This is a genomic window from Kluyvera ascorbata (assembly GCF_023195735.1).
Classification (GTDB): domain Bacteria; phylum Pseudomonadota; class Gammaproteobacteria; order Enterobacterales; family Enterobacteriaceae; genus Kluyvera; species Kluyvera ascorbata.
Map to the genome: position 1 here is coordinate 993,325 of NZ_CP096201.1, position 24,922 is coordinate 1,018,246.

Sequence of the window (24,922 nt, forward strand, 5' to 3'; positions counted from 1 at the left end):
AACGCCATGCTGGCTACCACTGACCTCTGGTTTCGCTACCAGCAGGAACCGACGCTTAAAGGGCTGACGCTGGACTTCTCGCGCCAGGCCGTCACCGGCCTCGTTGGGGCGAACGGCTGCGGAAAATCGACGCTGTTTATGAACCTCAGCGGGCTGCTGCGCCCTCAGCAGGGCGCGGTGCTGTGGCAGGGCAAACCGCTGGACTACAGTAAGCGCGGGCTGCTGGCGCTGCGCCAGCAGGTGGCGACCGTATTCCAGGACCCGGACCAGCAGATTTTCTACACCGATATTGATAGCGATATCGCCTTTAGTCTGCGTAATCTGGGCGTTCCGGAAGCGGAAATTGCCCGCCGGGTAGACGACGCGCTGACGCTGGTTGATGCCCAGCACTTCCGTCAGCAGCCGATTCAGTGCCTCAGCCACGGGCAGAAAAAGCGGGTGGCGATTGCCGGTGCGCTGGTATTACAGGCGCGTTACCTGCTGCTGGATGAACCGACCGCCGGGCTGGACCCGTCCGGGCGTGCGCAGATGATCGATATCATCAAACGCATCGTGGCGCAGGGAAATCATGTGGTGATTTCCAGCCACGATATTGATTTAATTTATGAAGTTAGCGACGCGGTATACGTGCTGCGCCACGGCGAAGTGCTGGCTGAGGGCGAGCCGGGCGAGGTGTTTGCCCGTACCGAGCTGATTGAACAAGCGGGGCTGAGCCAACCGTGGCTGGTGAAGCTGCATGCGGAGCTGGGGCTACCGCTGTGTAAAACTGAGACGGAGTTTTTCCGTCAGATGCGTGAACGAGGAAATCGATGACCCAGGCCATAATGCTGCAAGGCACCGCCTCTGATGTTGGCAAAAGCATGCTGGTGGCGGGGCTGTGCCGTATTTTCTATCAGGATGGCCTGCGCACCGCGCCGTTTAAATCGCAGAATATGGCGCTCAATTCCGGCATTACGCCGGACGGCAAAGAGATGGGCCGCGCGCAGATTTTTCAGGCAGAAGCGGCGGGCATTGCGCCGGATGTGCGGATGAACCCGATTCTGCTTAAGCCAACCAGCGACCGCAAAGCGCAGATAGTGCTGATGGGTGAGGTGGCAACCAGCATGGATGCCGTCAGCTATCACGACTACAAGCCTCGCCTGCGCGAGCAGATCATGGCGGTCTACCAGAGCCTGGCGAGCGAGTTTGACGTGCTGGTGCTGGAAGGGGCGGGCAGCCCGGCGGAGATTAACCTGCGCGACCGCGATATCGTCAATATGGGCATGGCCGAGATGGCACAGTGTCCGGTGATTCTGGTGGCCGATATCGATCGCGGAGGCGTGTTTGCCGCTATCTACGGCACTCTAGCGCTGCTGCACGAGCATGAGCGGGCGCGGGTGAAAGGGGTGATTATCAATAAGTTTCGCGGCGACGTGGCGTTGCTGCACTCTGGTATTGAACAGATTGAAGCGCTGACTCATGTGCCGGTGCTGGGCGTGATGCCGTGGCTGGAAGTTGACCTGGAAGATGAAGACGGCGTGGCGCTGCAAAAGGGCAAATACCGCCACGCGGGGGCTTACGAGATTGACGTGGCGGTGGTGCAGCTGCCACATATCTCTAACTTTACCGACTTCAACGCGCTGGCGGCGCAGCCGGATGTGCGAGTGCGCTATATCCGTCATGCGGAAGATTTGTCCGGCGCTGACCTGATTATCCTGCCCGGCAGTAAAAATACGCTGGGCGACTTGCTGTGGTTGCAGGATTGCGGGCTGGCGCACGGGATTTTACTGGCGCAGCGTCAGGGCGTGCCGGTGCTGGGTATCTGCGGCGGCTATCAGATGTTGGGTGATACGCTCATCGATGACGTGGAGTCGGGGCTGGGCACGCTGCCCGGTTTAGGGCTGCTGAACGTGGTGACGCGCTTTGCGCCGACGAAAACCACCACGCAGGCCACCGCGACGCTCGGCGATGCGCTACCGGGCTGGTTGGCGCCGGTCTCTGGTCTGCCGCTGCGCGGCTATGAAATTCATATGGGTGAAACCACGCCGTCAGACGACGGTCGTGCGCTGATGCAGCTGTGTAAAAACGGCCAGTACAGCGCGGATGGCGCGGTCAGTGAGGACGGGCTGGTTTTGGGCACCTATCTTCACGGCCTGTTTGATAGCGATGAATTTACCCGTACGCTGGTCAACGGCCTGCGTGAGCGTAAAGGATTGGCGGCGTTGGACGGTGATTTTCACTATGCGCGCTATAAGACGCAGCAGTTTGATATTCTGGCGGCGTCAATGCGCCAGCATATTGATATCGAAAAGATTTATACGATTATGCGCGAGCATCAAGAAGCGTAGTTTGCGGGTATGCGCCATTCGAAAGGGTGGCGTAGATTGGCAGCGAGAGCTGAACGACAGGCAAAAAAAAACACCCACATGGGTGCCATTTTAATTGGTTGCGGGGGCCGGATTTGAACCGACGACCTTCGGGTTATGAGCCCGACGAGCTACCAGGCTGCTCCACCCCGCGTCCGTCTTTACTCTTCATCGAGTAAACTTGCATCAGATTTTAATTGGTTGCGGGGGCCGGATTTGAACCGACGACCTTCGGGTTATGAGCCCGACGAGCTACCAGGCTGCTCCACCCCGCGTCCGTCATTACTCTTCCATCGAGTAACGTTACTGCTTCTGATTTTAATTGGTTGCGGGGGCCAGATTTGAACTGACGACCTTCGGGTTATGAGCCCGACGAGCTACCAGGCTGCTCCACCCCGCGTCCGTGGATGCGCACTATACTCCGCTCAGCATTTGTTGCAACCATTTTTGTGGCAAATCACTCATTTTTTTATAACTTGTACGTATGTGGCGCAATTTGCGTTTTTTTTGTGCGAATTGGTAACTGGGCCTCGCGTTCGCATTTAAATACCCCTGGGGGTTTGTTATCTTCACCGGGCACTTTCGATAATGCGGAATACAAAATACCATGAAAGGACGTTGGGCCAAATATGTGGCAACGGGTGCAATGCTGGCGATGCTGGCTGCCTGTTCGTCAAAACCGACCGATCGCGGTCAACAGTATAAAGACGGGAAACTCACCCAGCCTTTCTCACTCGTGAATCAACCTGATGCCGTCGGCGCGCCAATTAACGCGGGCGACTTTGCGCAGCAGTTAAATGAGATTCGTAACGCCTCTCCGCGCCTCTACGGCAACCAGAGCAACCTTTATAGCGCCGTGCAGCAGTGGCTGCTCGCGGGCGGCGACACCCGCACCATGCGCCAGTACGGCATTGACGCCTGGCAGATGGAAGGGACCGACAACTACGGCAACGTGCAGTTTACCGGCTACTACACGCCGGTTGTCCAGGCTCGTCATACACGTCAGGGCGAATTCCAGTATCCAATCTACCGTATGCCGCCTAAACGCGGCAAGCTGCCGTCCCGCGCGAGCATTTATGCCGGTGGGCTGAGCGATAACTACATACTGGCCTACAGTAATTCGCTGATGGATAACTTCATCATGGACGTGCAGGGCAGCGGCTATATTGATTTCGGCGACGGCTCGCCGCTGAACTTCTTTAGCTACAGCGGCAAAAACGGCTGGCCCTATAAAAGTATCGGCAAGGTGCTGATCGACCGTGGTGAAGTGAAGCGCGAAGATATGTCGATGCAGGCGATCCGTCACTGGGGCGAAACCCACAGCGAAGCGGAAGTCCGCGAGCTGCTGGAGCAGAACCCGTCATTCGTCTTCTTTAAACCGCAGTCGTTTGCTCCGGTGAAAGGCGCCAGCGCCGTGCCGCTGATTGGCCGCGCTTCAGTGGCGTCTGACCGCAGCATTATTCCGCCGGGCACCACGCTGCTGGCTGAAGTGCCGCAGCTCGACAATAACGGTAAGTTTAACGGCCAGTACGAGCTGCGCCTGATGGTGGCGCTGGACGTCGGCGGCGCGATTAAAGGCCAGCACTTTGACATCTACCAGGGCATCGGCCCGGATGCCGGGCACCGTGCGGGCTGGTATAATCACTACGGGCGCGTATGGGTGCTGAAGACAGCGTCCAACGGCGGGAATGTGTTTAGCGGTTAAGTCCGTGATTTCCCCGGCGTCTTGTAGCCCGGCCGAGCAACGCGACGCCGGGAACGCTCGATATCAATGAATTTGAGGTTTTATGTCTGTGGTTATCAGTGACGCCTGGCGCCAGCGTTTTGGCGGCACGGCACGTTTGTACGGTGAAAAGGCGCTACAGGTCTTTGCAGACGCGCATGTGTGCGTGGTCGGTATTGGCGGCGTAGGTAGTTGGGCGGCGGAAGCGCTGGCGCGTACCGGCATCGGTGCGATCACGCTTATCGACATGGATGACGTTTGCGTTACCAACACCAACCGTCAGATCCACGCCCTTGGCGGCAACGTCGGACTGGCGAAAGCGGAAGTGATGGCCGAGCGTATTCGCCTGATAAACCCTGAGTGCCGCGTCACCGTGGTGGACGATTTCGTCACGCCGGATAACGTCGCCGAGTACATGGGCGCGGGCTACAGCTACGTGGTGGACGCTATCGACAGCATTCGCCCGAAAGCCGCGCTGATTGCCTACTGCCGTCGCTATAAAGTCCCATTGATTACTACCGGCGGCGCGGGCGGGCAGATTGACCCAACGCAGATTCAGGTAAGCGATCTGGCGAAAACCATTCAGGATCCGCTGGCGGCGAAGCTGCGTGAGCGGCTGAAAAGCGATTTTGGCGTGGTGAAGAACAGCAAAGGCAAGCTCGGCGTCGACTGCGTGTTCTCAACTGAAGCGCTGGTTTACCCGCAGGCGGATGGTTCGGTCTGTGCAATGAAAAGCACGGCGGAAGGGCCGAAGCGGATGGACTGCGCCGCTGGATTCGGTGCAGCGACGATGGTCACCGCCACTTTTGGCTTCGTGGCGGTTTCCCATGCGCTGAAGAAAATGCTCGCGAAAGCGGAGCGTCAGGCTAGCGTCTGACGCGCGGCTTCCATCATTGCCTCGCTCAGGGCCATCAGGCCCTGAGAGCGAGAGGCGCTCAGTTGACCGCGTAGCCCCAGTTCATCAAACAGGTTGAGCGGATCGTCTGCCAGAATCTCCGCTGGCTGTTTGCCTTCCGCCGCCGTCAGCAGCACCGCCAGCAGCCCACGTACAATCCTTCCTTCGCTATCGCCAAAGAAGTGCAGCGTGCCGTCTGGAGATTGGATATAGCCCAGCCAGACGCGGTTTTCGCAGCCGGGGATCTCGCGCGCCTGCGCTTTAAGCTCGTCCGACAGCGCTGGAAGCTGTTTTCCTAACAGGATCAGCTGGCGGTATTTCTCTTCCCACTGCGAAAGCGCCGCAAACTGTTTTCGTAACGTTTCAGGCGTTACGGTGGTGCCGAACGGGTGCCCGGCGAGTGAAGGCGTCGTCATTAGTCCACCAGAAGTTCGAGCGCACGGTCGACTGCGCTGACCAGCGCCTGTACGTCGTCCTGCGTATTGTAAGGGGCAAACGAGGCGCGCAGCGTACCGCTCACGCCCATTGCCGCCAGCAGCGGTTGAGCGCAGTGCTGACCGGCGCGCAGCGCAATGCCGTATTCCGCCAGCAGCGTCACCATATCGCTGTGGTGAACGCCAGCAAAATCAAAGGCCAGCAGGCTGGAGTCCTGACAGCGGAAAGAGCGGAAGCCCGGGCGTTTTGCCAGTTCTTCCTCCGCAAGCGTCGCCAGACCCCGGCTCCAGGATTCGGCCTGTACCATGTCGATATCGGACAGCCACTCCAGTGCCGCGCTGAGGCCAATCACCCCGGCAACGTTTGGCGTACCGGCCTCCAGACGATAAGGCACCGGCTGAGTGGTGAAACCGTCGAAGGTCACTTCGCTGATCATTTTGCCGCCGCCGAGCCACGGCGTCATGGCGTCGAGCAGCTCGCTTTTGCCGTACAAGGCGCCAATGCCGGTGGGCCCGTAGAGCTTATGGCCGGAAAAGGCGTAGAAGTCGATATCCAGCGCCTGCACATCTGCCGGGAAGTGGACGGCACCTTGCGCCCCGTCGACCATCACGACCATATTCGACTGATGGGCGAGCGCGATAGCGCGGGCCAGGTCCGGGCAACCGCCGGTGACGTTGGACATTTGCCCCAGCGCCAGAATACGGCTGCGTGGGGTGATCAGAGCGGTGAGTCGTTCAATATCGGGCAGGCGGTCTGCGCCCAGCGGCAGCTGGACTATTTTTGCGCCGGTCTGTTCAGCCACCATCAGCCATGGCACCAGGTTGGCATGGTGCTCGGCGACGCTGACGATGATTTCATCGCCCGGCTGCAGGCGAGGGCGTGCATAGCACTGGGCCACCATATTGATGGCTTCGGTGGTACCGCGCGTCCAGACGATATCCTTGCCGCTTGGCGCGTTGAGCCAGCGGGCCACCTGGTCGCGTGCGGCTTCATAGCGTGCCGTCAGGCGCTGCGCTTCGGCAAACTGGCTGCGGTGGACGTTACCCGCGCTCAGCGAGTAGAAATGCGTCGTCGCCTCGATGACCGCCTGCGGTTTTAACGCGGTGGCGGCGCTATCAAGGTACACCCCGGCATCGTGCAGGGCGGGAAACTGGGCGCGAAACTGCGCTGGGGAGAAGGCGTTCATGGAATTCCTCATATCAATAAGGAGATCGTCGCGCAAAATGCGCGTTGATACAAGGCTTGTGCTCATCGTCGGAATTATCCGGAACTGCATACGAAGCCGCGTCAGTGTCTTATGCTGTTTAGTGTTGGGGAAAAATTAATCCCTGTTGTTAATCTAATATTGAATAGCATAAGTCGCTTTAAGGAGAACAAAATGAAAAAGACTGCCGCCGTACTCTCTGCCTGTATGCTGACTTTCGCGCTGAGCGCCTGCGCGGGGCCGAACTACGTGATACACACTAATGATGGCCGAAGCATCGTGTCTGAAGGGAAACCTCAGACGGATAATGATACTGGTTTGATTTCGTATAAAGATGCGAACGGTGTGAAACAGCAGATTAACCACAGCGAAGTGAAAGAGATGGTTGCGCTGGAGAAATAAAAAGGCGATCGTCCAGGCAAAAAAAAGCACCGCAATTAGGCGGTGCTACATTAATCACTATGGACAGACAGGGTAAATGTACAGGAAGTGAAAAAGGGTAGCCTTGCTACCGTGATCTGAATTGCAGACCAATTGCAAACACAACAACACAACATCACAACCGTAAGCCAAAAGCCCTTCAGAACACGCATTCCAAAAAAAGCTTCTCGTTCCGGCTCAGGAAGTGCCGCCATGATAGGTATTTGCTGGTAGAAGCTCAACGGACAAATTATAATGGCTCAGATAAAAAAAACTAATAGGTTAACTGTTGTTTCCTATTTGTTAAAATCAATTAACAATTGAGTTCTGGGACCATGTCAAAGCGTTTGCCACCACTTAATGCATTACGTGTATTTGATGCAGCCGCACGCCATTTAAGCTTCACTCGCGCGGCCGATGAGCTTTTTGTGACGCAGGCCGCAGTAAGCCACCAAATCAAGTCTCTTGAGGATTTTCTGGGGTTGAAGCTGTTTCGGCGGCGCAATCGTTCTCTGCTTTTGACCGAAGAAGGGCAGAGCTATTTTCAGGACATCAAAGAGATCTTTTCGCAATTAACAGAGGCAACGCGTAAACTACAGGCACGAAGCGCGAAAGGGGCGTTAACCGTTAGTTTATTGCCCAGTTTTGCTATTCAGTGGCTGGTGCCGCGTCTCTCAAGCTTTAACTCAGCTTATCCGGGAATTGATGTCAGAATCCAGGCCGTAGACCGTCAGGAAGACAAGCTGGCGGACGATGTCGACGTGGCGATTTTTTATGGCCGCGGCAACTGGCCGGGGCTGCGCGTGGAAAAACTGTACGCCGAGTATCTGCTCCCCGTCTGTTCTCCGCTGCTGCTGACCGGCGAGAAAGCGTTAAAAACGCCCGCTGACCTGGCAAAACACACGCTGCTGCACGATGCTTCCCGCCGCGACTGGCAAACGTATACGCGCCAGCTGGGGCTCACTCATATTAACGTACAACAGGGACCGATCTTCAGCCATAGCGCTATGGTGCTACAGGCTGCCATCCACGGACAGGGGGTTGCGCTCGCGAATAACGTGATGGCGCAGTCGGAGATTGAGGCAGGCCGTCTGGTGTGCCCGTTTAATGATGTTCTGGTCAGTAAGAATGCATTTTATCTGGTTTGTCATGACAGTCAGGCTGAACTGGGTAAAATAGCGGCCTTTCGTCAGTGGATTCTGGCGAAAGCGGCGAATGAACAAGAAACGTTCCGTTTCCGTTACGAACAATAAATGAATTTAGGGTAATACCATGACCAGCCGTTTTATGCTGATTTTTGCCGCAATCAGTGGCTTTATTTTTGTCGCACTGGGCGCGTTTGGCGCGCACGTGCTGAGTAAATCGTTGGGCGTTGTCGAAATGGGTTGGATCCAGACCGGTCTGGAATATCAGGCATTTCACACGTTGGCGATTTTTGGACTGGCGGTCGCGATGCAGCGCCGCATTAGTATCTGGTTCTACTGGAGCAGCGTATTTCTGGCGCTGGGCACCGTGATGTTCAGCGGTAGCCTGTACTGCCTTGCGCTCTCCCATTTACGCCTGTGGGCGTATGTTACCCCGGTGGGCGGCGTCAGCTTCCTTGCCGGTTGGGTTTTGATGTTGATTGGTGCGATTCGACTTAAGCGTAAGGGTGTTGTTCATGAATAAGGTTGTGCTGTATTGCCGCCCTGGGTTTGAGAAAGAGTGTGCTGCGGAAATTACCGATAAAGCCGGTCGCCGCGAAGTGTTTGGCTTTGCGCGCGTTAAAGATAACTCCGGCTATGTGATTTTCGAATGCTATCAGGATGGGGACGCCGACAAGCTGGCGCGTGAGCTGCCGTTTAGCTCGCTGGTGTTTGCCCGCCAGATGATTGTGGTTGGCGAACTGCTGAAAGATTTACCTGCCGAAGACCGCGTAACGCCGGTTGTCGGTATGCTGCAAGGCGTGGTGGAGAAAGGTGGCGATCTGCGCGTTGAAGTGGCAGACACCAATGAAAGCAAAGAGCTGATGAAGTTCTGCCGTAAGTTCACCGTGCCGCTGCGCGCTGCGCTACGTGAAGCTAACGTGCTGGCGCCGTACGAGACCACTAAGCGTCCGGTGGTGCACGTGTTCTTTATTGCGCCGGGCTGCTGTTATACCGGGTACTCCTATAGCAACAACAACTCACCGTTCTACATGGGGATTCCACGCCTGAAGTTCCCGGCCGATGCCCCAAGCCGCTCAACCCTGAAGCTGGAAGAGGCGTTCCACGTCTTTATTCCGGCCGACGAGTGGGACGAGCGTCTGGCAAACGGCATGTACGCGGTCGATCTGGGCGCGTGCCCTGGCGGCTGGACCTATCAGCTGGTGAAACGCAACATGTGGGTTTCTTCAGTGGATAACGGCCCAATGGCGCAGAGCCTGATGGACACCGGCCAGGTGACCTGGCTGCGTGAAGATGGTTTCCGCTACCGCCCAACCCGCAGCAACATCTCGTGGATGGTGTGCGATATGGTTGAGAAGCCGGCGAAAGTGGCGGCGCTGATGGCCGATTGGCTGGTGAACGGCTGGTGCCGTGAGACCATCTTCAACCTCAAGCTGCCGATGAAAAAGCGCTATGAAGAGCTGTCGCAGAACCTGGCGCACATCCAGGCAAGGCTTGATGAAAACGGGATTAACGCCCAGATTCAGGCGCGCCAGCTGTACCATGACCGCGAAGAAGTGACCGTTCACGTACGCCGTCTGTGGGCCGCCGTCGGCGGTCGTCGCGACGAGCGTTAATGATTGTAGCCCGGCCGAGCGCAGCGACGCCGGGGTTAGCTCCGAGCCTGCATCGGGGGCGGCGTTATCGGTTAAGCCTTAACTGCTGCAAATTGCCATCGATATGCAAATCTGTCTCCAGCCGCGCGATATCGCGGCATAAAAACGCCATCTCCTGGTGCTCAATCAGTTTCTTGCGCCACTTCTCCGGGACATCATCCAGATGCGCATACAGCGCCTCCAACGTCGGGAACTGCGTTAACAACTGGGTAGCGCTCTTTGGGCCAATCCCCGCCACTCCCGGCACCTTCGAGCTGCTGATCCCAGCAAGCCCCCAGTAGTCCGGCAGTTGATGCGGCTGGACGCCGAACTCTTTTTCGATAAACGGCACGTCGAGCCAGCGCTTCTGGAAATAGTCGCGAATGCGCAGGTTGGGCGAGAGCAGCTGGCAGTAGCCTTTATCGGTGGAGACGATGGTGGCCTGATGGCCTGCTCCAGCGACTTTCACCGCTAGCGTCGCCGCTAAATCGTCGGCTTCGTTTCCGCTGGAAACCCAGCAGCGCACGCCACGTAGCTCGAAGGCAGCGCGCAGCGCGGGCATTTCAGCATACAGGTCGTCTGGCATGGGCGGACGGCCCGCTTTGTAGTCAGGAAGGCGCTGGTGACGCCAGCCGCTATTGCGCGCCTCGTCGTCAAACACCGCCACCGCGTGAGTCGGCTGGCTGTGGGCAATCAGCAGATCCAGCGCGTGCTGGCAGGTTTCCACACAAGGGGAACCCTGAACGGCATGGATACGGCGTATCAGGTTGAGTGCATCAACAATCAGCAAATGGACGGCCACAGGTGTTCTCCCTAACGATTCGAGCGACAAGGGTAACATTCACGGCACAGTGAGGCTATTGGCGAGGGATAAAACAGGAAGAGGCCTCGCAAAACTGCACGAGGCCTCTGGGGGATGACGTTAGTCGCAGGCGACCACTTTCATCGCCAGGCCGCCGCGAGAGGTTTCGCGATACTTGGCATTCATGTCTTTGCCTGTTTCGTACATAGTCTCGATAACTTTATCGAGGCATACGCGCGGCTCGCTGGTACGGCGAAGCGCCATACGTGCGGCGTTCACCGCTTTGACTGAAGCAATGGCGTTACGCTCGATGCACGGTACCTGTACCTGGCCGGCAACCGGGTCGCAGGTCAGGCCGAGGTTATGTTCCATACCGATTTCTGCGGCGATGCATACCTGCGCAGGGCTTGCGCCTAGCAGTTCAGCCAGACCCGCAGCGGCCATGGAGCAGGCTACGCCGACCTCACCCTGACAGCCCACTTCGGCACCGGAGATAGAAGCGTTCATCTTGTACAGTGAGCCAATCGCGCTCGCGACCAGCATGTAGCGCGCCAGCGAGTTAGCGTTCACTTCACGGATAAACTTGTCGTAGTACGCCAGCACCGCAGGAACAATCCCACAGGCGCCGTTGGTTGGTGCCGTTACCACGCGGCCACCGGCGGCGTTCTCTTCGTTAACGGCCAGCGCGAACATGTTGATCCAGTCGACAACTGCCATTGGGTCGCTGCTGATTTTATCCTGGCTTACCAGCATACGACGCAGCGCGGCGGCGCGGCGCGGAACGCGCAGTTTACCCGGCAGGACACCTTCAGTGGTGGTGCCGTGTTCGATACCACCCTTCATCACTGCCCAGACGTCAGCGAAGTGCTTTTCCAGCTCTTCTTTGCTGTGCAGCGCCAGTTCGTTTTGCATCATCAGGCCGGAGAGCGACAGTCCGGTTTCGTTGCAGTGACGCTGCAAATCGGTGGCGTTTTTGTACGGGTAAGGTACGGCAACTGGCGCTTCAGTCGTCTGACCGAAGTGCTCTTCATCGACGATAAAGCCACCGCCGATGGAATAATAGGTTTTGCTGTAAACGGCGTTGTCGCCCGCCAATGCGGTAATGCGCATGCCGTTTTCATGCAGGGAGAGGTTGTCGGCATGGAAGTTCATGCACTGGTCAACCGGGAACTCCACTTCGTGCTGACCGTTGGCCAGCATCAGGCGACCGTGGGTGTTCACGTCCTGGATAAACGACGGGATAGCGTCGATATCAACCGTATCAGGCAGATTTCCTGCCAGACCCATAATGATGGCGATATCGGTATGGTGACCTTTACCGGTCAGAGAGAGTGAGCCGTAAACATCGACGACTACGCGAGTAATATCATTGAGGATCCCACGCGCAATCAAGTCGTCCGTGAACTGTTTGCCTGCTTTCATTGGCCCCACGGTGTGTGAGCTGGAAGGACCAATGCCGATTTTGAAAATATCGAATACGCTAATCATGAGGCGTCCCTATGGTATTGAAGTGCGCCGCCCCGAGGGACGGCGCAGGGTGATTAACTAAACAGAGAGTAGGAGATGGCGGAGATAGCGATGAGACCCATCAGGACAACGAAGACGTTGCTGATGTGACCGCTGTACTTACGCATTGCCGGTACTTTCTGAATGGCATACATCGGCATCAGGAACAGAATCATTGCGATGATTGGGCCGCCCAGGGTTTCAATCATCCCCAGGATGCTTGGGTTCAAGGTTGCCACGATCCAGGTGGTAATCAGCATGAACAGCGCAGTGATTTTGTTCAGTTTGTTGATTTCGATGGTTTTGCCTTTGCTACGCAGAGACTTGATAACCATACCGTTAAAGCCTTCGCGTGCGCCCAGGTAGTGGCCCAGGAAGGATTTGGTGATAGCGATAATCGCGATAATCGGTGCCATCCAGGCAATGACCGGCGCGTTGAAGTGGTTCGCCAGGTAAGACAGGATGGAGATGTTCTGCTCTTTTGCCGCCGCCAGGTCCGCTGGGGACAGGCTCAGTACGCAGCTGAAGACGAAGAACATAACGGTCAGCACCATCATCACGTGAGCACGAGCCAGAATAGAGGAGCATTTTTTCTCTGCGCCCTGGCCGTATTCTTCACGCTTCGCGACCGCGAAGGAGGAGATGATTGGTGAGTGGTTGAAGGAGAACACCATAACCGGGATTGCCAGCCACAGGGTCATCCACAGGCCGTTGCCGGTAGAGGCTGCGCTGCTGAAGGACAGCGTTTCCAGCGCCGCACCGCTCCACTGTGGGATCAGATACAGAGCCAGCACCATCAGGGCCGCAACAAACGGGAACACCAGGATGCTCATCGCTTTAACAATCATCTGCTCACCGAAGCGAACGATGGTCATCATACCGACGATCAGAATCAGCGACAGCAGCGCGCGCGGTGGCGGCGTGATGTGCAGCTGGTGAGCCAGGAAGCTCTCAACGGTGTTGGTGATTGCTACGCTGTAAACCAGCAGGATTGGGTAGATAGCGAAGAAGTAGAGCAGGGTAATCAGTTTACCTGCGCCGATACCAAAGTGCTCTTCAACCACTTCAGTGATGTCTTCGCCCGGGTTTTTACCGGACAGCACGAAGCGGGTCAGGCCGCGGTGTGCGAAGAAAGTCATTGGGAACGCAAGGATAGCCATGATGATAAGCGGGATCATGCCGCCAACGCCGGCGTTAATTGGCAGGAACAGTACGCCCGCGCCAATTGCGGTACCGTAAAGACCCAGCATCCACATTGTATCTGTTTTGCGCCATCCGCTAGCAGATTCTGCTGTGACGATAGTGCTGGTTTGAGTGTTTTCCATCTGTATCTCCTGGAGGAAGGAAAATGCTAATTTTTTAGTCAAATAAAATAAAAAGAACGTTAAAACCAATATTAAATTTTATAAGCACCGGCTTTTTTGTGATTTTTACCCGATGCCGTTTTAGACGAGCGCAAATGTACATTTAACTGGTAAATGTATCAGTGATCATGATCGCAAATGTAATAATCCACTTTCAGTGTGGGTTATTGCAGGTATTTTTCCTGTAATTGCAACATATGCAGAAATTAATGGTCGCGAAGGCTACCATTCGCAGTATGTGTGGTAAATGGTGGAGGGGGTAAATACGATGTTTTTGCTGATAAAAATGGTGAAAATGGCGTTTTTTAGCGCTTAAACATAACTATGACTAATAATATGTGGTCGGATAACATACGCAAACGATTGGCTGTGAATGAATAGGCGGGGTTAAGCGGGTTATTTTGGGGAGAATTCCGGCGGAAAAGACCGCCGGAAGGGGAGTGAATTACGCTGAGGTCAGACTCAGGCGCAGATTTCGTAGCAGGGAATGTAGGCCGAGCCGGGCAGTTTCATACGATGCTGGGCGACGAAGCCCTGCAGCAGTTCATCCATACGGCGCATCATCTCTTTATCACCGTGGATCTTATACGGCCCAAACTCTTCGATAGCGCGAATGCCCACTTCCTTCACGTTACCCGCCACGATGCCGGAGAAGGCGCGTCGCAGGTCGGCGGCCAGTACTTCAACCGGCTGATCCGGATAGAGCTTCAGGCTAGCCATGTTTTCGTGTGACGGCTCGAACGGCATTTGCAGGTCTGGCGCAATGCGAATCGACCAGTTAAAGCTGTAGGCATCACCGGTATCGCGACGGTTCTCTTTCACCAGCGGCATCGCTTTCTTCATCTGCCGCGCCACTTCGACTTCATCATCAATGATGATTTTGTAATGGCGGCGCGCGCCTTCGCCGAGCGTATGCACGACAAAATCGTCCAGCACGCGGAAGTAGTCGGCGCTCTCTTTCGGGCCGGTGAGGATAAGCGGCAGCACCTGGTCTTTGTTCGCTGGGTTCATCAGAATGCCCAGCAGATACAGCAGCTCTTCCGCCGTACCGACGCCGCCAGGGAAGATGATTATCCCGTGGGCAATACGGACAAAGGCTTCCAGACGTTTTTCGATATCCGGCATGATGATCAGTTCGTTCACCAGCGGGTTAGGTGGCTCAGCGGCAATAATGGACGGCTCGGTCATGCCGATAAAGCGGCCTTCTTTATAGCGCTGCTGCGCGTGACCCACTGCGGCACCTTTCATCGGCGCTTCCATTGCACCCGGACCACAGCCGGTACAGATGTTTAGCTCGCGCAGGCCAAGCTGATTACCGACGCGGCGAGCGTACAGGTATTCGTTTTCATTAATGGAGTGACCGCCCCAGCACACTACCATGCTCGGCGCTTCGCCAACGTGCAACGCGCGGGCGTTACGCAGAATCGAAAACACCAGGTTAGTAATGTGGGTTGAGCTTTCCAGATCGAGGTTCGGGAAGCGGACGGTGTTATGAATTTGCCCATAGACGAAAAGGATGTCGCGTAGCACGGCAAACAGGTTGGCCTGCAGCGAGCGAATAATTCGCCCATCAACGAAGGCGTCTTCCGGCGGATTGATAAGCTCAAGCTTCACACCGCGCTCGCGGCGCAGCACGTTAATGTCGAAGCTTTCAAAACGGGACAGCAGCTCTTTGCTGTTATCGGTCAGGCTACCTGAGTTCAGTACGGCCAAAGAACAGTTACGGAACAATTGATACAGGTCGCTGCTGGCCGTGCGTTTAAGCATGTCAACTTCCAGCTGCGACAACATATCCATTGAGCCAAGCGGGCTAATATGTGTAATCAAGTGAACTCCTTACGGGACGAAAATCGTCTTCCTTGCTGATTACAATAGCCTCGCTGGCCTGTTTTCTACAACCTCAGCGCGGAACAAAGCGCGCAAAATTGAGAATTTGTTAAGCTTACTGGCGCACCAGTCGGCCAATGGCTGGAACAAATTCACCGTTTGAGCGCCACGGATTAATATCCAGACCGCCGCGGCGCGTATAGCGTGCGTAAACGCTCAGGCTCTCCGGCGCGCAGAAACGCAGGATGTCATTGAAGATACGTTCGACGCACTGCTCGTGGAATTCGTTGTGATGGCGGAACGACACCAGGTAGCGCAGCAGCTTCTCGCGGTCGATTTGCGGACCACGGTATTGAATCTGCACTGAGCCCCAGTCCGGCTGATGGGTGATAAGGCAGTTTGATTTCAGCAGATGGCTGACCAGCGTCTCTTGCACCACCTTCTCACCGGCCGCGCCGTCGAGATAATCGGCGTTAAATTCGTAGCTCTCAATCTCGATATCCTGATTATCAATGCAGCTACCGTGGAAGTGGGCAATAGGCTGACCTTCCAGCTCGTCAATGCGATACAGCGCAACGGTCACCTGGCCTTCAGCGCAGGCGCACAGGTCGCGTTCCAGCGTCTGCTGCACCGCTTCCCAGCTATCAAAACGCGTCTGGTTGAAGCTGTTGAGGTACAGCTTGAAGCTTTTGGACTCCACCAGATTGACCGTCGCGTGGCTTAGCTCGACGTGGCCAACGGCCACCTGCGGCAGCCCTTTGGCATTCAGCCAGGAGAGTTCATACAGCGTCCAGATATCCGCGCCATGAAACGGCAAGGTATCGGCGTGCAGCCCGAGCGGGTCGCGGTTTAAGCTGCGCGGTACGCCCTGAAGCAGCGAGGCATCGTAGGTATCGCGATAATCTGTGGTTTTACCCAGGGTCAGGCCAGACAACGCCTGATGGTTCTCATAAGAAGACATGTTTCACCGTTACAAAGCAGGTACACTATTGTTTCTAGTGTATCCTGGCTAACCTGAAGAGAGAAATTCGTGGATCAGCAGACCGCAGAAGCATTACACGCTTTTACCCAACGCTATTGCGATGCCTGGCAGCGTGAGCACAACAGCCTGCCGCGCAGCGAGGAACTTTACGGCATTCCGTCCCCGTGCCAGGTCTCGACGACCGATGATGAGGTGCTCTGGCAGCCGCAGCCGTTCGACGGCGAGCAAAATGTAAATGGCGTTGAACGCGCAATGGACATTGTGGTACAACAACCCATTCACACCTATTATACCACCCAGTATGCGGGTGATATGCGCGCAATGTTTATGGGAGAAACCCTGATGTTGCTGCAGGCGTGGAGCCCTGACGACTTTCGTCGCGTGCAGGAAAACCTGATTGGTCACCTGGTCACGCAAAAACGACTTAAACTTTCACCGACGCTGTTTATCGCGACGCTCGACAGCGAGCTAGACGTGATTTCCGTCTGTAATGTGACCGGTGAAGTCATCAAAGAGACGCTCGGCACCCGTAATCGCCTGCCTTTAGCGTCGTCCCTTGCGAGTTTCCTGACTCAACTTGAGCCTATCCTGTAAGACAGTTTGCCCATCACTTTGTGAGAGATCTCTTACACGCCTTGTGAGAGATCGCCAGAAGATAAGTAAGACACTCATCCTACTCATTTAGTAATTTCCTTTTATATCAATATAGTATGCAAATATTAAGCATGTGATTGCTCAGGTAAGTCTTAAGGAGTTGTCTCACAAGCACTTGTAAGACGGGGCGGAATAGCGGATTCTATCTACGTCGACAGGGAGTCGCACAATGAAGTGAACATTAGGATGATGGCACTTCATAGGACACACCGGGAAGGTGATTCAAGGAAAGGCTTCAGGATGAAGCAAAAGGACAACGCAGGAACGCGTTAAAGGACACCTCCAGGACGGAGAATGAGAGCCAGACAGGATATCTGGTGGATCAGGAAGATCAGGACACACTCAAGGATTGGGTGAAATCACATCGGGGTGGTGTGATGCAGGAAGCAACCGTTTATGGATGAACATGGTCAGGAGACCACAGGAAAAGTTGTCACGGACGAGCAGGGAGCACCAAAAGTAGCTGGATTGCTGCGAAACGAACCGGGAGCACTGTTTTTACAGTGCTCCCTTTTTTTGTTTCCCGCCAACTAGTGATATCCTGCGCCCGATTTTGTTTCCTCTGAGGTTTCCATGACACGCCACGACAGCTTACGCGATCAACTACTGCTTATTGAAACCCTGATGCGCCAGCATCAACACTGGCAAGAGACCGCACCGCATGAGAGCGCATTCGCCAGCGATCAGCCATTCTGCATGGATACGCTGGAGCCGTTAGAGTGGCTGCAATGGGTGCTGATTCCGCGCATGCACCAATTGCTCGATAGTGAAATGCCGCTGCCAACCGGTTTTGCTATCGCCCCATACTATGAAATGGCGCTGGATGCTGCACACCCGCTGCGCGCGATCATTCTGCCGCCGCTGGAACAGCTGGATGCCTTCTTCGTGAGCGATACGCACTGATGCTGGAAATTATTTACCAGGATGAGTGGCTGGTGGCGGTGAACAAACCGTCCGGCTGGCTGGTACATCGTAGCTGGCTCGACCGCGATGAAAAAGTCGTGGTGATGCAAACGGTGCGCGACCAGATTGGCCAGCACGTTTTCACCGCCCATCGCCTTGACCGCCCAACCTCTGGCGTCCTTTTAATGGGGCTTTCCAGCGAAGCGGGCCGCCTGCTATCCCAGCAGTTTGAACAGCACCAGATGCAGAAGCGCTACCATGCTATCGTGCGCGGTTGGCTGATGGACGAGGCCATTCTCGACTATCCGTTGGTGGAAGAACTCGACAAAATTGCCGATAAGTTTGCCCGCGAGAATAAAGACCCGCAGCCGGCGGTGACCCATTATCGTGGGCTGGCGACGGTGGAAATGCCGGTGCCTACAGGCCGTTATCCTACCACCCGCTATGGGCTGGTCGAGCTGGAGCCGAAAACCGGCCGTAAGCATCAGTTACGCCGCCATCTGGCGCATCTTCGTCACCCGATTATTGGCGACAGCAAGCACGGCGACCTGCGCCAGAATCGCAGCGGTGCCGAGCATTTTGGCTGTCACCGTTTAATGCTTCATGCCAGCCAACTCTCATTAACGCACCCGTTTACCGGTGAGCCGCTGACCATTCGCGCCGGGCTAGATGACGTCTGGATGCAGGCTTTATCACATTTCGGCTGGCGTGGGCTTCTCCCTGAGAATGAAAGGGTTGAGTTTGTGAGCGACTGCGGTCAGGATGAAGCTATCCAGAAGTAAACAGGGAGTTAAATCATGGCTGAAGTAGGGATTTTTGTCGGCACCATGTACGGCAATTCGCTGTTGGTGGCGGAAGAAGCAGAAACCATTCTGAGCGGTCTTGGTCACAAAGCGACGGTATTTGAAGACCCGATGGTCTCTGATTGGGAAAGCTACACCGGGAAGTACGTGCTGGTGGTGACTTCCACAACCGGACAAGGCGATTTACCTGACAGCATCGTACCGCTGTTTAACGATCTGCAGGATATGTATCAGCCGCATCTGCGCTATGGCATTATCGCGCTGGGTGATAGCACCTATGCCAATTTCTGCGGTGGCGGTAAGCGGTTTGATGCGCTTTTACAGGAACAGGGCGCACAGCGCATTGGCGAAATGCTGATGATTGATGCGTCTGAAGACCCGGAGCCGGAGAGCGTTTCCAATCTGTGGGTTGAGCAGTGGGCAACGCTGCTGAAATAACCAAATCACAGGGCTGCCCTCTCCCTACGCAGAGGGCCTCCTTGTTCGTGCTGCCAGCCAATCCTTTGTAAACCAACGACAAAAGAGATCATAACGGCTCTTCTCCTGCCCCACATCTGGCGTTTGCCCTAAAACCCTATTTTTATAGCGGCTTTGCCTGGCGTTTTCACAACGTCAAGAGAAGCGTTTCACGCTCCTGCCTTTCCCCTCGAATGAGAGGGCTGCGTTTTTCATTTTCGTGAGCGACTGCCCAGGTTATTGGGCTTATGCTGAAAATTTATCATTAAGTGAACGAAAATGCTGTGCGTTTGAACAGTGAGACGACGCAGTCCTCTTTTTATACTTTCTCCTGCCAGTTACTAAAAAGCAGTAGTGCAACGACATACTGCATAAAACACAAATACGTCATTCTGATTACCCTACAGGTTGTGCTGTTCAGAATGAATGTAGCGAAAAGCTATAATTCAGGAGTACAACAATGAGTTCATTGAGTCAGACCGCGAGCGCCGTTGAAAAACGGACGAATGCTCGCTATTGGATTGTGGTGATGCTGTTTATCGTCACCTCGTTCAACTACGGTGACCGTGCGACGCTTTCCATCGCCGGCTCAGAGATGGCCAAAGATATTGGCCTTGACCCTGTCGGTATGGGTTATGTTTTTTCAGCATTTTCATGGGCCTATGTTATTGGCCAAATTCCAGGCGGTTGGTTGCTTGATCGCTTCGGCTCTAAACGCGTCTATTTCTGGTCTATCTTTATCTGGTCGGTTTTCACCCTGTTACAGGGATTTGTCGACATCTTTAGCGGTTTTGGCATCATTATCGCGCTCTTTACCTTGCGTTTTCTCGTCGGGCTTGCTGAATCGCCATCCTTCCCGGGCAACAGCCGTATTGTCGCGGCCTGGTTCCCGGCTCAGGAGAGGGGAACGGCGGTTGCTATTTTTAACTCCGCGCAGTACTTCGCGACCGTGATCTTCGCCCCGATCATGGGCTGGTTAACCCATGAGGTGGGTTGGTCACACGTCTTCTTCTTTATGGGCGGTCTGGGGATCGTTATCAGCTTTGTCTGGATGAAAGTGATTCACGAGCCAAATCAGCACCCAGGCGTGAACAAAAAAGAGCTGGAGTACATTGCTGAGGGCGGCGCGCTGATTAACATGGATCAGAAAGGCCCTAAGACGAAGGTTCCTTTCAGCGAAAAATGGGGGCAGATTAAACAGTTAATTGGCTCCCGCATGATGATTGGCATTTACATCGGTCAGTACTGTATCAACGCCTTAACCTACTTCTTTATCACCTGGTTCCCGGTTTATCTGGTGCAGGCTCGCGGCATGTCGATTCTCAAAGCCGGTTTCGTTGCCTCAGTTCCGGCGGTATGCGGTTTTGCGGGCGGCGTATTGGGCGGGATTATCTCTGACTGGCTGATGCGTCGCACCGGCTCGCTCAACGTGGCGCGTAAAACGCCTATCGTGCTGGGAATGCTGTTATCGATGGTGATGGTGTTCTGTAACTACGTCAACGCTGAGTGGATGATTATCGGCTTTATGGCTTTAGCCTTCTTCGGAAAAGGTATCGGTGCGCTGGGTTGGGCGGTGATGGCCGATACGGCACCGAAAGAGATCAGCGGTCTGTCCGGTGGCCTGTTCAACATGTTCGGCAATATTTCCGGCATCGTAACGCCAATCGCGATTGGCTACATCGTTGGGACCACCGGCTCCTTCAACGGTGCGCTGATTTATGTGGGGATTCATGCGCTCGTGGCGATTCTGAGTTATCTGGTGCTGGTGGGCGATATCAAACGTGTGGAACTTAAACCAATAACGGGACGTGCATGATGAATACACAATCAAGCCCCATCATTACGGACATGAAAGTCATTCCGGTCGCCGGACATGACAGCATGCTGCTGAACATTGGCGGCGCGCACAATGCCTGGTTCACGCGAAATATTGTGGTGTTAACTGATAACGCCGGGAATACCGGCGTAGGCGAAGCGCCGGGCGGTGAGGTGATTTATCAGACGCTGCTCGATGCCATCCCGATGGTATTGGGGCAGGAAGTTGCGCGGCTGAACAAAGTGGTGCAGCGGGTGCATAAAGGCAACCAGTCTGCTGATTTTGATACTTTTGGTAAAGGCGCGTGGACGTTTGAACTGCGGGTGAACGCAGTGGCCGCGCTAGAGGCGGCGCTGCTTGATCTATTGGGCAAAGCGCTGAACGTCCCGGTGTGTGAACTGTTGGGGCCGGGTAAACAACGTGATGCGGTCACGGTGCTGGGCTACCTGTTCTATATAGGGAATCGTACGAAGACCGATTTGCCCTATCTGGAGAGTACACCGGGCAACCACGAATGGTACCACCTGCGTCATCAGGAAGCGCTGAACAGCGACGCGGTGCTGCGTCTTGCGCAGGCCTCTCAGGATCGTTACGGTTTTAAAGATTTCAAGCTAAAGGGCGGTGTATTGCCGGGTGAGCAGGAGATTGAATCGGTACGGGAGTTGAAAAAGCAGTTCCCGGACGCGCGTATTACGGTTGATCCTAACGGCGCCTGGCTGCTAGATGAAGCTATTTCGCTGTGCAAAGGGTTGAACGATGTGCTGACCTATGCAGAAGACCCCTGTGGCGCAGAACAAGGATTCTCCGGTCGTGAAGTGATGGCGGAGTTTCGCCGCGCAACCGGCCTGCCGGTGGCGACTAATATGATTGCCACCAACTGGCGAGAAATGGGGCACGCGGTGATGCTAAATTCAGTCGACATTCCCCTTGCCGACCCGCACTTCTGGACGCTCTCCGGGGCGGTTCGCGTCGCCCAACTTTGCGACGATTGGGGGCTTACCTGGGGCTGCCACTCTAACAACCATTTTGATATTTCCCTGGCGATGTTTACCCATGTCGGTGCCGCTGCGCCGGGTAACCCAACCGCCATTGATACCCACTGGATTTGGCAAGAAGGTGATGCCCGCCTGACCAAAAATCCACTCCAGATTAAGGACGGTAAGATTGCCGTACCTGATGCGCCTGGGCTTGGCGTAGAGCTGGACTGGGAGCAGATTCATCGGGCGCATGAAGCCTACAAAAAACTGCCAGGGGGCGCACGTAACGACGCTGGCCCGATGCAGTATCTGATTCCCGGCTGGACCTTTGACCGTAAACGCCCTGTTTTCGGCCGCAATTAATTTAAGAAAGGATTGAACAATGACGATGCAAACTTCAACGCCAGTAGTCACTTCGATGCAGGTTATTCCGGTTGCTGGTCACGACAGCATGCTGATGAATCTGAGCGGAGCGCATGCGCCGTTCTTTACCCGCAATATTGTGATTATCAAGGATAACGCAGGGCACACGGGGGTTGGGGAGATCCCCGGCGGTGAGAAAATTCGCCTGACCCTCGAAGACGCCATTCCGCTGGTGGTGGGGAAAACCCTCGGCGAGTACAAAAACGTACTGAATACCGTGCGCAGCACCTTTGCCGACCGCGATGCGACCGGTCGCGGCCTGCAAACCTTTGACCTACGTACCACGATTCATGTGGTGACGGGAATTGAAGCGGCGATGCTCGATCTTCTGGGTCAGCATCTGGGCGTTAACGTAGCGTCCCTGCTGGGCGACGGTCAACAGCGTAGCGAAGTAGAGATGCTGGGCTACCTGTTCTTCGTCGGTAACCGTAAAGCCACGCCGCTGCCGTATCAGAGTCAGCCGGACGAGAAATGCGACTGGTATCGACTGCGCCATGACGAAGCCATGACCCCGGATGCAGTAGTGCGCCTCGCAGAAGCGGCGTATGAAAAGTACGGCTTCAACGACTTTAAGCTGAAAGGCGGCGTGCTGGCAGGTGAAGAAGAAGCTGAGTCTATCGTGGCGCTGGCAAAACGTTTCCCGCAGGCGCGCGTGACGCTGGATCCAAACGGCGCATGGTCGTTGAATGAAGCGATCCAGATCGGTAAATACCTGAAAGGATCGCTGGCCTACGCTGAAGATCCGTGCGGCGCTGAGCAGGGCTTCTCCGGTCGTGAAGTGATGGCGGAATTCCGCCGTGCTACGGGGCTGCCAACCGCCACCAATATGATTGCCACCGACTGGCGTCAGATGGGCCATACGCTGTCTCTGCAATCGGTGGATATTCCGCTGGCGGACCCGCACTTCTGGACCATGCAGGGCTCGGTACGCGTGGCACAGATGTGCCATGAGTTTGGCCTGACCTGGGGCTCGCATTCTAACAACCACTTCGATATTTCGCTGGCGATGTTCACCCACGTGGCTGCCGCCGCACCAGGGAAAATCACCGCGATTGACACCCACTGGATTTGGCAGGAAGGTAATCAGCGCCTGACCAAAGAACCGTTTGAAATCAAAGGCGGTATGGTGCAGGTACCGAACAAACCGGGTCTGGGCGTTGAGTTGGATATGGACCAAGTGATGAAGGCCAATGCGCTGTACAAAAAGCACGGACTCGGCGCACGCGATGACGCGATGGGAATGCAGTATCTGATCCCGAACTGGACATTTGATAACAAACGTCCTTGCATGGTGCGCTAAGCTTACTGCCGACTCCATTGGAGTCGGCAGTGTTCTGTATACTCTGGTGTGCAGAGCACTGCCGCAAATTCGCATAAGGACAGCCCATGAAGATTGTGATTGCCCCTGACTCATACAAGGAAAGCCTGAGCGCGCTGGATGTTGCCTGTGCGATAGAGGACGGTTTTCGCGAGATTTTCCCCGATGCGCAGTACGTCAAACTGCCGGTTGCCGACGGTGGCGAAGGTACCGTAGAAGCGATGGTGGCGGCAACGCAGGGGCGAGTTGTCGACGTAGAGGTCACTGGGCCTTTGGGCTCTCCCGTGCGGGGTTTCTACGGTATTTCCGGCGATAACCGATGCGCGTTTATTGAAATGGCGGCGGCAAGCGGTCTGGAGAGCGTACCTGTGGCTCAGCGTAACCCGCTGAAAACCACCTCCTGGGGAACCGGAGAGCTTATTCGTCACGCGTTGGAATGCGGCGTTAGCCGTATCATCATTGGTCTTGGCGGTAGCGCGACCAACGACGGTGGTGCCGGAATGGTGCAGGCGCTGGGTGCCCGACTGCTGACCGCGAGCGGCCAGCCTATTGCACCGGGCGGTGCCGGGCTGGAGACGCTGGCAACCATTGATATCAGCGGATTGGATAGCAGACTGTCGCGCTGTCAGATTGATGTCGCCTGTGATGTCACCAACCCATTGACCGGTGAAGAGGGTGCCTCAGCGGTGTTTGGCCCGCAAAAGGGGGCGACGCCGGAGATGGTCGCGTTCCTGGATCGCGCCCTGGCGCACTATGCGGGGTGTATTCAACGAGATTTAGGCCGCGACGTGCTGACGCTTGAGGGCGGCGGCAAGGCGGGGGGGATGGGGGCGGCGTTGCATGCATTCTGCGGCGCAGCGCTGCGTCCGGGGATTGAGATTGTGACCGATGCGCTGCACCTTGACGCGCTGGTGGCGGATGCCAGTCTGGTGATTACCGGCGAAGGGCGCATGGATAGCCAGACGATTCATGGCAAAGTGCCGGTAGGCGTGGCGAAGGTGGCGAAGCGCTACCGTATTCCGGTGATTGGGATTGCCGGAAGCCTGACGCCGGACGTCGGTGTGGTGCACCAGCACGGTATTGACGCGGTGTTCAGCGTGATGTATCGCATTTGCACCCTGGAAGAAGCTCTGTCGGAAGCGGGTGAGAACGTGAGAATGGCGGCGCGGAATATTGCCGCCGCCATTAAATTAGGGCAAGAACTGTAGGCCGGATAAGGCATTTATGCCGCCATCCGGCAATGTGCGCGAATGCCTGATGGCGCTTTGCTTATCAGGCCTACATGGTTAC

The 24,922-nt window shown here is 55.6% G+C and carries 23 protein-coding genes and 3 tRNA genes; 16 read left to right on the top strand and 10 right to left on the bottom strand.

Annotated features, from left to right (window positions below; genetic code table 11):
* Positions 1–6 precede the first annotated feature (6 nt).
* Together MY052_RS04775 and MY052_RS04780 are read left to right on the top strand one after the other, a co-directional pair.
* A complete protein-coding gene (locus tag MY052_RS04775; protein ID WP_248538298.1) occupies positions 7–813 on the top strand; it encodes an energy-coupling factor ABC transporter ATP-binding protein in 807 nt (268 codons plus the stop codon).
* Complete coding sequence (locus MY052_RS04780; RefSeq protein WP_248538299.1) at positions 810–2,327, top strand: cobyric acid synthase; 1,518 nt, start codon at positions 810–812, stop codon at positions 2,325–2,327. The genes MY052_RS04775 and MY052_RS04780 overlap by 4 nt, the downstream gene beginning before the upstream one ends.
* 95 nt (positions 2,328–2,422) lie before the next feature.
* Here the strand turns inward: MY052_RS04780 and MY052_RS04785 are convergent.
* The 3 genes from MY052_RS04785 to MY052_RS04795 all read right to left on the bottom strand — a co-directional run bounded on the left by MY052_RS04785 (position 2,423) and on the right by MY052_RS04795 (position 2,745).
* Positions 2,423–2,499 (bottom strand) — tRNA-Met (locus MY052_RS04785).
* Positions 2,500–2,543: 44 nt separating this feature from the next.
* Positions 2,544–2,620 (bottom strand) — tRNA-Met (locus tag MY052_RS04790).
* A 48-nt stretch (positions 2,621–2,668) separates the two neighbouring features.
* Positions 2,669–2,745, bottom strand: a tRNA-Met gene (locus MY052_RS04795).
* Positions 2,746–2,952: 207 nt separating this feature from the next.
* Here MY052_RS04795 and mltA point away from each other — a divergent pair.
* Both mltA and tcdA read left to right on the top strand, forming a co-directional pair.
* Positions 2,953–4,050: a murein transglycosylase A gene (mltA, locus tag MY052_RS04800; protein WP_035892818.1), complete on the top strand. Its 1,098-nt coding sequence runs from the start codon at positions 2,953–2,955 to the stop codon at positions 4,048–4,050.
* 82 nt (positions 4,051–4,132) lie between these two features.
* A complete protein-coding gene (gene tcdA, locus MY052_RS04805) occupies positions 4,133–4,945 on the top strand; it encodes a tRNA cyclic N6-threonylcarbamoyladenosine(37) synthase TcdA (protein ID WP_035892819.1) in 813 nt (270 codons plus the stop codon).
* Here the strand turns inward: tcdA and csdE are convergent.
* Entirely contained in the window at positions 4,930–5,379 is a 450-nt protein-coding gene (csdE, locus tag MY052_RS04810; RefSeq protein WP_248538300.1) for a cysteine desulfurase sulfur acceptor subunit CsdE, read from the bottom strand. The two genes, tcdA and csdE, sit on opposite strands and share 16 nt — an antisense overlap.
* The gene (gene csdA, locus MY052_RS04815) at positions 5,379–6,584 is read right to left on the bottom strand and encodes a cysteine desulfurase CsdA (protein WP_202217267.1); all 1,206 of its coding nucleotides are present in this window, start codon (positions 6,582–6,584) and stop codon (positions 5,379–5,381) included. Before csdA ends, csdE begins: the two co-directional genes overlap by 1 nt.
* A gap of 192 nt (positions 6,585–6,776) precedes the next feature.
* Here csdA and MY052_RS04820 point away from each other — a divergent pair, with 192 nt between their 5' ends.
* The 4 genes from MY052_RS04820 (at position 6,777) to rlmM (ending at position 9,783) form a co-directional block, all read left to right on the top strand.
* Positions 6,777–7,004: a YgdI/YgdR family lipoprotein gene (locus MY052_RS04820; protein WP_035892822.1), complete on the top strand. Its 228-nt coding sequence runs from the start codon at positions 6,777–6,779 to the stop codon at positions 7,002–7,004.
* Between the two features lie 353 nt (positions 7,005–7,357).
* Positions 7,358–8,275, top strand: a complete 918-nt coding sequence (gene gcvA, locus MY052_RS04825; RefSeq protein ID WP_035892823.1) for a glycine cleavage system transcriptional regulator GcvA — start codon at positions 7,358–7,360, stop codon at positions 8,273–8,275.
* A 19-nt stretch (positions 8,276–8,294) separates the two neighbouring features.
* On the top strand, positions 8,295–8,690 hold the full coding sequence (locus tag MY052_RS04830) for a DUF423 domain-containing protein (RefSeq protein WP_123650616.1): 396 nt from the start codon (positions 8,295–8,297) through the stop codon (positions 8,688–8,690).
* Entirely contained in the window at positions 8,683–9,783 is a 1,101-nt protein-coding gene (rlmM, locus tag MY052_RS04835) for a 23S rRNA (cytidine(2498)-2'-O)-methyltransferase RlmM (RefSeq protein WP_202217268.1), read from the top strand. The genes MY052_RS04830 and rlmM overlap by 8 nt, the downstream gene beginning before the upstream one ends.
* Before the next feature lie 64 nt (positions 9,784–9,847).
* On the opposite strand, the gene xni is transcribed toward rlmM, so the two are convergent.
* The 5 genes from xni to queF all read right to left on the bottom strand — a co-directional run bounded on the left by xni (position 9,848) and on the right by queF (position 16,261).
* Complete coding sequence (gene xni / locus MY052_RS04840) at positions 9,848–10,603, bottom strand: flap endonuclease Xni (protein WP_248538301.1); 756 nt, start codon at positions 10,601–10,603, stop codon at positions 9,848–9,850.
* 120 nt (positions 10,604–10,723) lie between these two features.
* A complete protein-coding gene (locus MY052_RS04845) occupies positions 10,724–12,091 on the bottom strand; it encodes an L-serine ammonia-lyase (protein WP_248538302.1) in 1,368 nt (455 codons plus the stop codon).
* A 53-nt stretch (positions 12,092–12,144) separates the two neighbouring features.
* Positions 12,145–13,434, bottom strand: coding sequence for an HAAAP family serine/threonine permease (locus MY052_RS04850; RefSeq protein WP_035892829.1), 1,290 nt, complete (start codon positions 13,432–13,434; stop codon positions 12,145–12,147).
* 501 nt (positions 13,435–13,935) lie between these two features.
* Positions 13,936–15,300, bottom strand: a complete 1,365-nt coding sequence (gene ppnN, locus MY052_RS04855) for a nucleotide 5'-monophosphate nucleosidase PpnN (protein WP_035892831.1) — start codon at positions 15,298–15,300, stop codon at positions 13,936–13,938.
* Between the two features lie 115 nt (positions 15,301–15,415).
* The gene (queF, locus tag MY052_RS04860; protein ID WP_248538303.1) at positions 15,416–16,261 is read right to left on the bottom strand and encodes an NADPH-dependent 7-cyano-7-deazaguanine reductase QueF; all 846 of its coding nucleotides are present in this window, start codon (positions 16,259–16,261) and stop codon (positions 15,416–15,418) included.
* A 69-nt stretch (positions 16,262–16,330) separates the two neighbouring features.
* On the opposite strand from queF, the gene syd reads away from it, so the two are divergent.
* The 8 genes from syd (at position 16,331) to MY052_RS04900 (ending at position 24,840) form a co-directional block, all read left to right on the top strand.
* The gene (gene syd, locus MY052_RS04865) at positions 16,331–16,876 is read left to right on the top strand and encodes a SecY-interacting protein (RefSeq protein WP_202217270.1); all 546 of its coding nucleotides are present in this window, start codon (positions 16,331–16,333) and stop codon (positions 16,874–16,876) included.
* 633 nt (positions 16,877–17,509) lie between these two features.
* Positions 17,510–17,839 (top strand): YqcC family protein, encoded by a 330-nt coding sequence (locus tag MY052_RS04870; RefSeq protein WP_035892835.1) that lies wholly within the window; start codon positions 17,510–17,512, stop codon positions 17,837–17,839.
* Positions 17,839–18,621 carry a tRNA pseudouridine(65) synthase TruC gene (gene truC / locus MY052_RS04875; protein WP_035892837.1) on the top strand — a complete coding sequence of 261 codons (783 nt, stop codon included), beginning with the start codon at positions 17,839–17,841 and terminating at the stop codon, positions 18,619–18,621. The genes MY052_RS04870 and truC overlap by 1 nt, the downstream gene beginning before the upstream one ends.
* 15 nt (positions 18,622–18,636) lie before the next feature.
* Entirely contained in the window at positions 18,637–19,080 is a 444-nt protein-coding gene (locus MY052_RS04880) for a flavodoxin (protein ID WP_248538304.1), read from the top strand.
* Between the two features lie 478 nt (positions 19,081–19,558).
* Positions 19,559–20,914, top strand: a complete 1,356-nt coding sequence (gene gudP / locus MY052_RS04885) for a galactarate/glucarate/glycerate transporter GudP (RefSeq protein ID WP_123650601.1) — start codon at positions 19,559–19,561, stop codon at positions 20,912–20,914.
* The gene (locus tag MY052_RS04890; protein ID WP_248538899.1) at positions 20,914–22,254 is read left to right on the top strand and encodes a glucarate dehydratase family protein; all 1,341 of its coding nucleotides are present in this window, start codon (positions 20,914–20,916) and stop codon (positions 22,252–22,254) included. Before gudP ends, MY052_RS04890 begins: the two co-directional genes overlap by 1 nt.
* A 19-nt stretch (positions 22,255–22,273) precedes the next feature.
* Positions 22,274–23,614 carry a glucarate dehydratase gene (gene gudD / locus MY052_RS04895; protein WP_202217272.1) on the top strand — a complete coding sequence of 447 codons (1,341 nt, stop codon included), beginning with the start codon at positions 22,274–22,276 and terminating at the stop codon, positions 23,612–23,614.
* Positions 23,615–23,700: 86 nt separating this feature from the next.
* Positions 23,701–24,840: a glycerate kinase gene (locus tag MY052_RS04900; protein ID WP_248538305.1), complete on the top strand. Its 1,140-nt coding sequence runs from the start codon at positions 23,701–23,703 to the stop codon at positions 24,838–24,840.
* Positions 24,841–24,922 lie beyond the last annotated feature (82 nt).

Excerpts from the sequence above, each read along its gene's own strand:
- MY052_RS04775 (WP_248538298.1), top strand. The coding sequence starts at position 7 with ATGCTGGCTACCACTGACCTCTGGTTTCGCTACCAGCAGGAACCGACG.
- MY052_RS04780 (WP_248538299.1), top strand. The coding sequence starts at position 810 with ATGACCCAGGCCATAATGCTGCAAGGCACCGCCTCTGATGTTGGCAAA.
- mltA (WP_035892818.1), top strand. The coding sequence starts at position 2,953 with ATGAAAGGACGTTGGGCCAAATATGTGGCAACGGGTGCAATGCTGGCG.
- tcdA (WP_035892819.1), top strand. The coding sequence starts at position 4,133 with ATGTCTGTGGTTATCAGTGACGCCTGGCGCCAGCGTTTTGGCGGCACG.
- csdE (WP_248538300.1), bottom strand. The coding sequence starts at position 5,379 with ATGACGACGCCTTCACTCGCCGGGCACCCGTTCGGCACCACCGTAACG.
- csdA (WP_202217267.1), bottom strand. The coding sequence starts at position 6,584 with ATGAACGCCTTCTCCCCAGCGCAGTTTCGCGCCCAGTTTCCCGCCCTG.
- MY052_RS04820 (WP_035892822.1), top strand. The coding sequence starts at position 6,777 with ATGAAAAAGACTGCCGCCGTACTCTCTGCCTGTATGCTGACTTTCGCG.
- gcvA (WP_035892823.1), top strand. The coding sequence starts at position 7,358 with ATGTCAAAGCGTTTGCCACCACTTAATGCATTACGTGTATTTGATGCA.
- MY052_RS04830 (WP_123650616.1), top strand. The coding sequence starts at position 8,295 with ATGACCAGCCGTTTTATGCTGATTTTTGCCGCAATCAGTGGCTTTATT.
- rlmM (WP_202217268.1), top strand. The coding sequence starts at position 8,683 with ATGAATAAGGTTGTGCTGTATTGCCGCCCTGGGTTTGAGAAAGAGTGT.
- MY052_RS04845 (WP_248538302.1), bottom strand. The coding sequence starts at position 12,091 with ATGATTAGCGTATTCGATATTTTCAAAATCGGCATTGGTCCTTCCAGC.
- MY052_RS04850 (WP_035892829.1), bottom strand. The coding sequence starts at position 13,434 with ATGGAAAACACTCAAACCAGCACTATCGTCACAGCAGAATCTGCTAGC.
- queF (WP_248538303.1), bottom strand. The coding sequence starts at position 16,261 with ATGTCTTCTTATGAGAACCATCAGGCGTTGTCTGGCCTGACCCTGGGT.
- MY052_RS04870 (WP_035892835.1), top strand. The coding sequence starts at position 17,510 with ATGACACGCCACGACAGCTTACGCGATCAACTACTGCTTATTGAAACC.
- truC (WP_035892837.1), top strand. The coding sequence starts at position 17,839 with ATGCTGGAAATTATTTACCAGGATGAGTGGCTGGTGGCGGTGAACAAA.
- MY052_RS04880 (WP_248538304.1), top strand. The coding sequence starts at position 18,637 with ATGGCTGAAGTAGGGATTTTTGTCGGCACCATGTACGGCAATTCGCTG.
- gudP (WP_123650601.1), top strand. The coding sequence starts at position 19,559 with ATGAGTTCATTGAGTCAGACCGCGAGCGCCGTTGAAAAACGGACGAAT.
- MY052_RS04890 (WP_248538899.1), top strand. The coding sequence starts at position 20,914 with ATGAATACACAATCAAGCCCCATCATTACGGACATGAAAGTCATTCCG.
- gudD (WP_202217272.1), top strand. The coding sequence starts at position 22,274 with ATGACGATGCAAACTTCAACGCCAGTAGTCACTTCGATGCAGGTTATT.
- MY052_RS04900 (WP_248538305.1), top strand. The coding sequence starts at position 23,701 with ATGAAGATTGTGATTGCCCCTGACTCATACAAGGAAAGCCTGAGCGCG.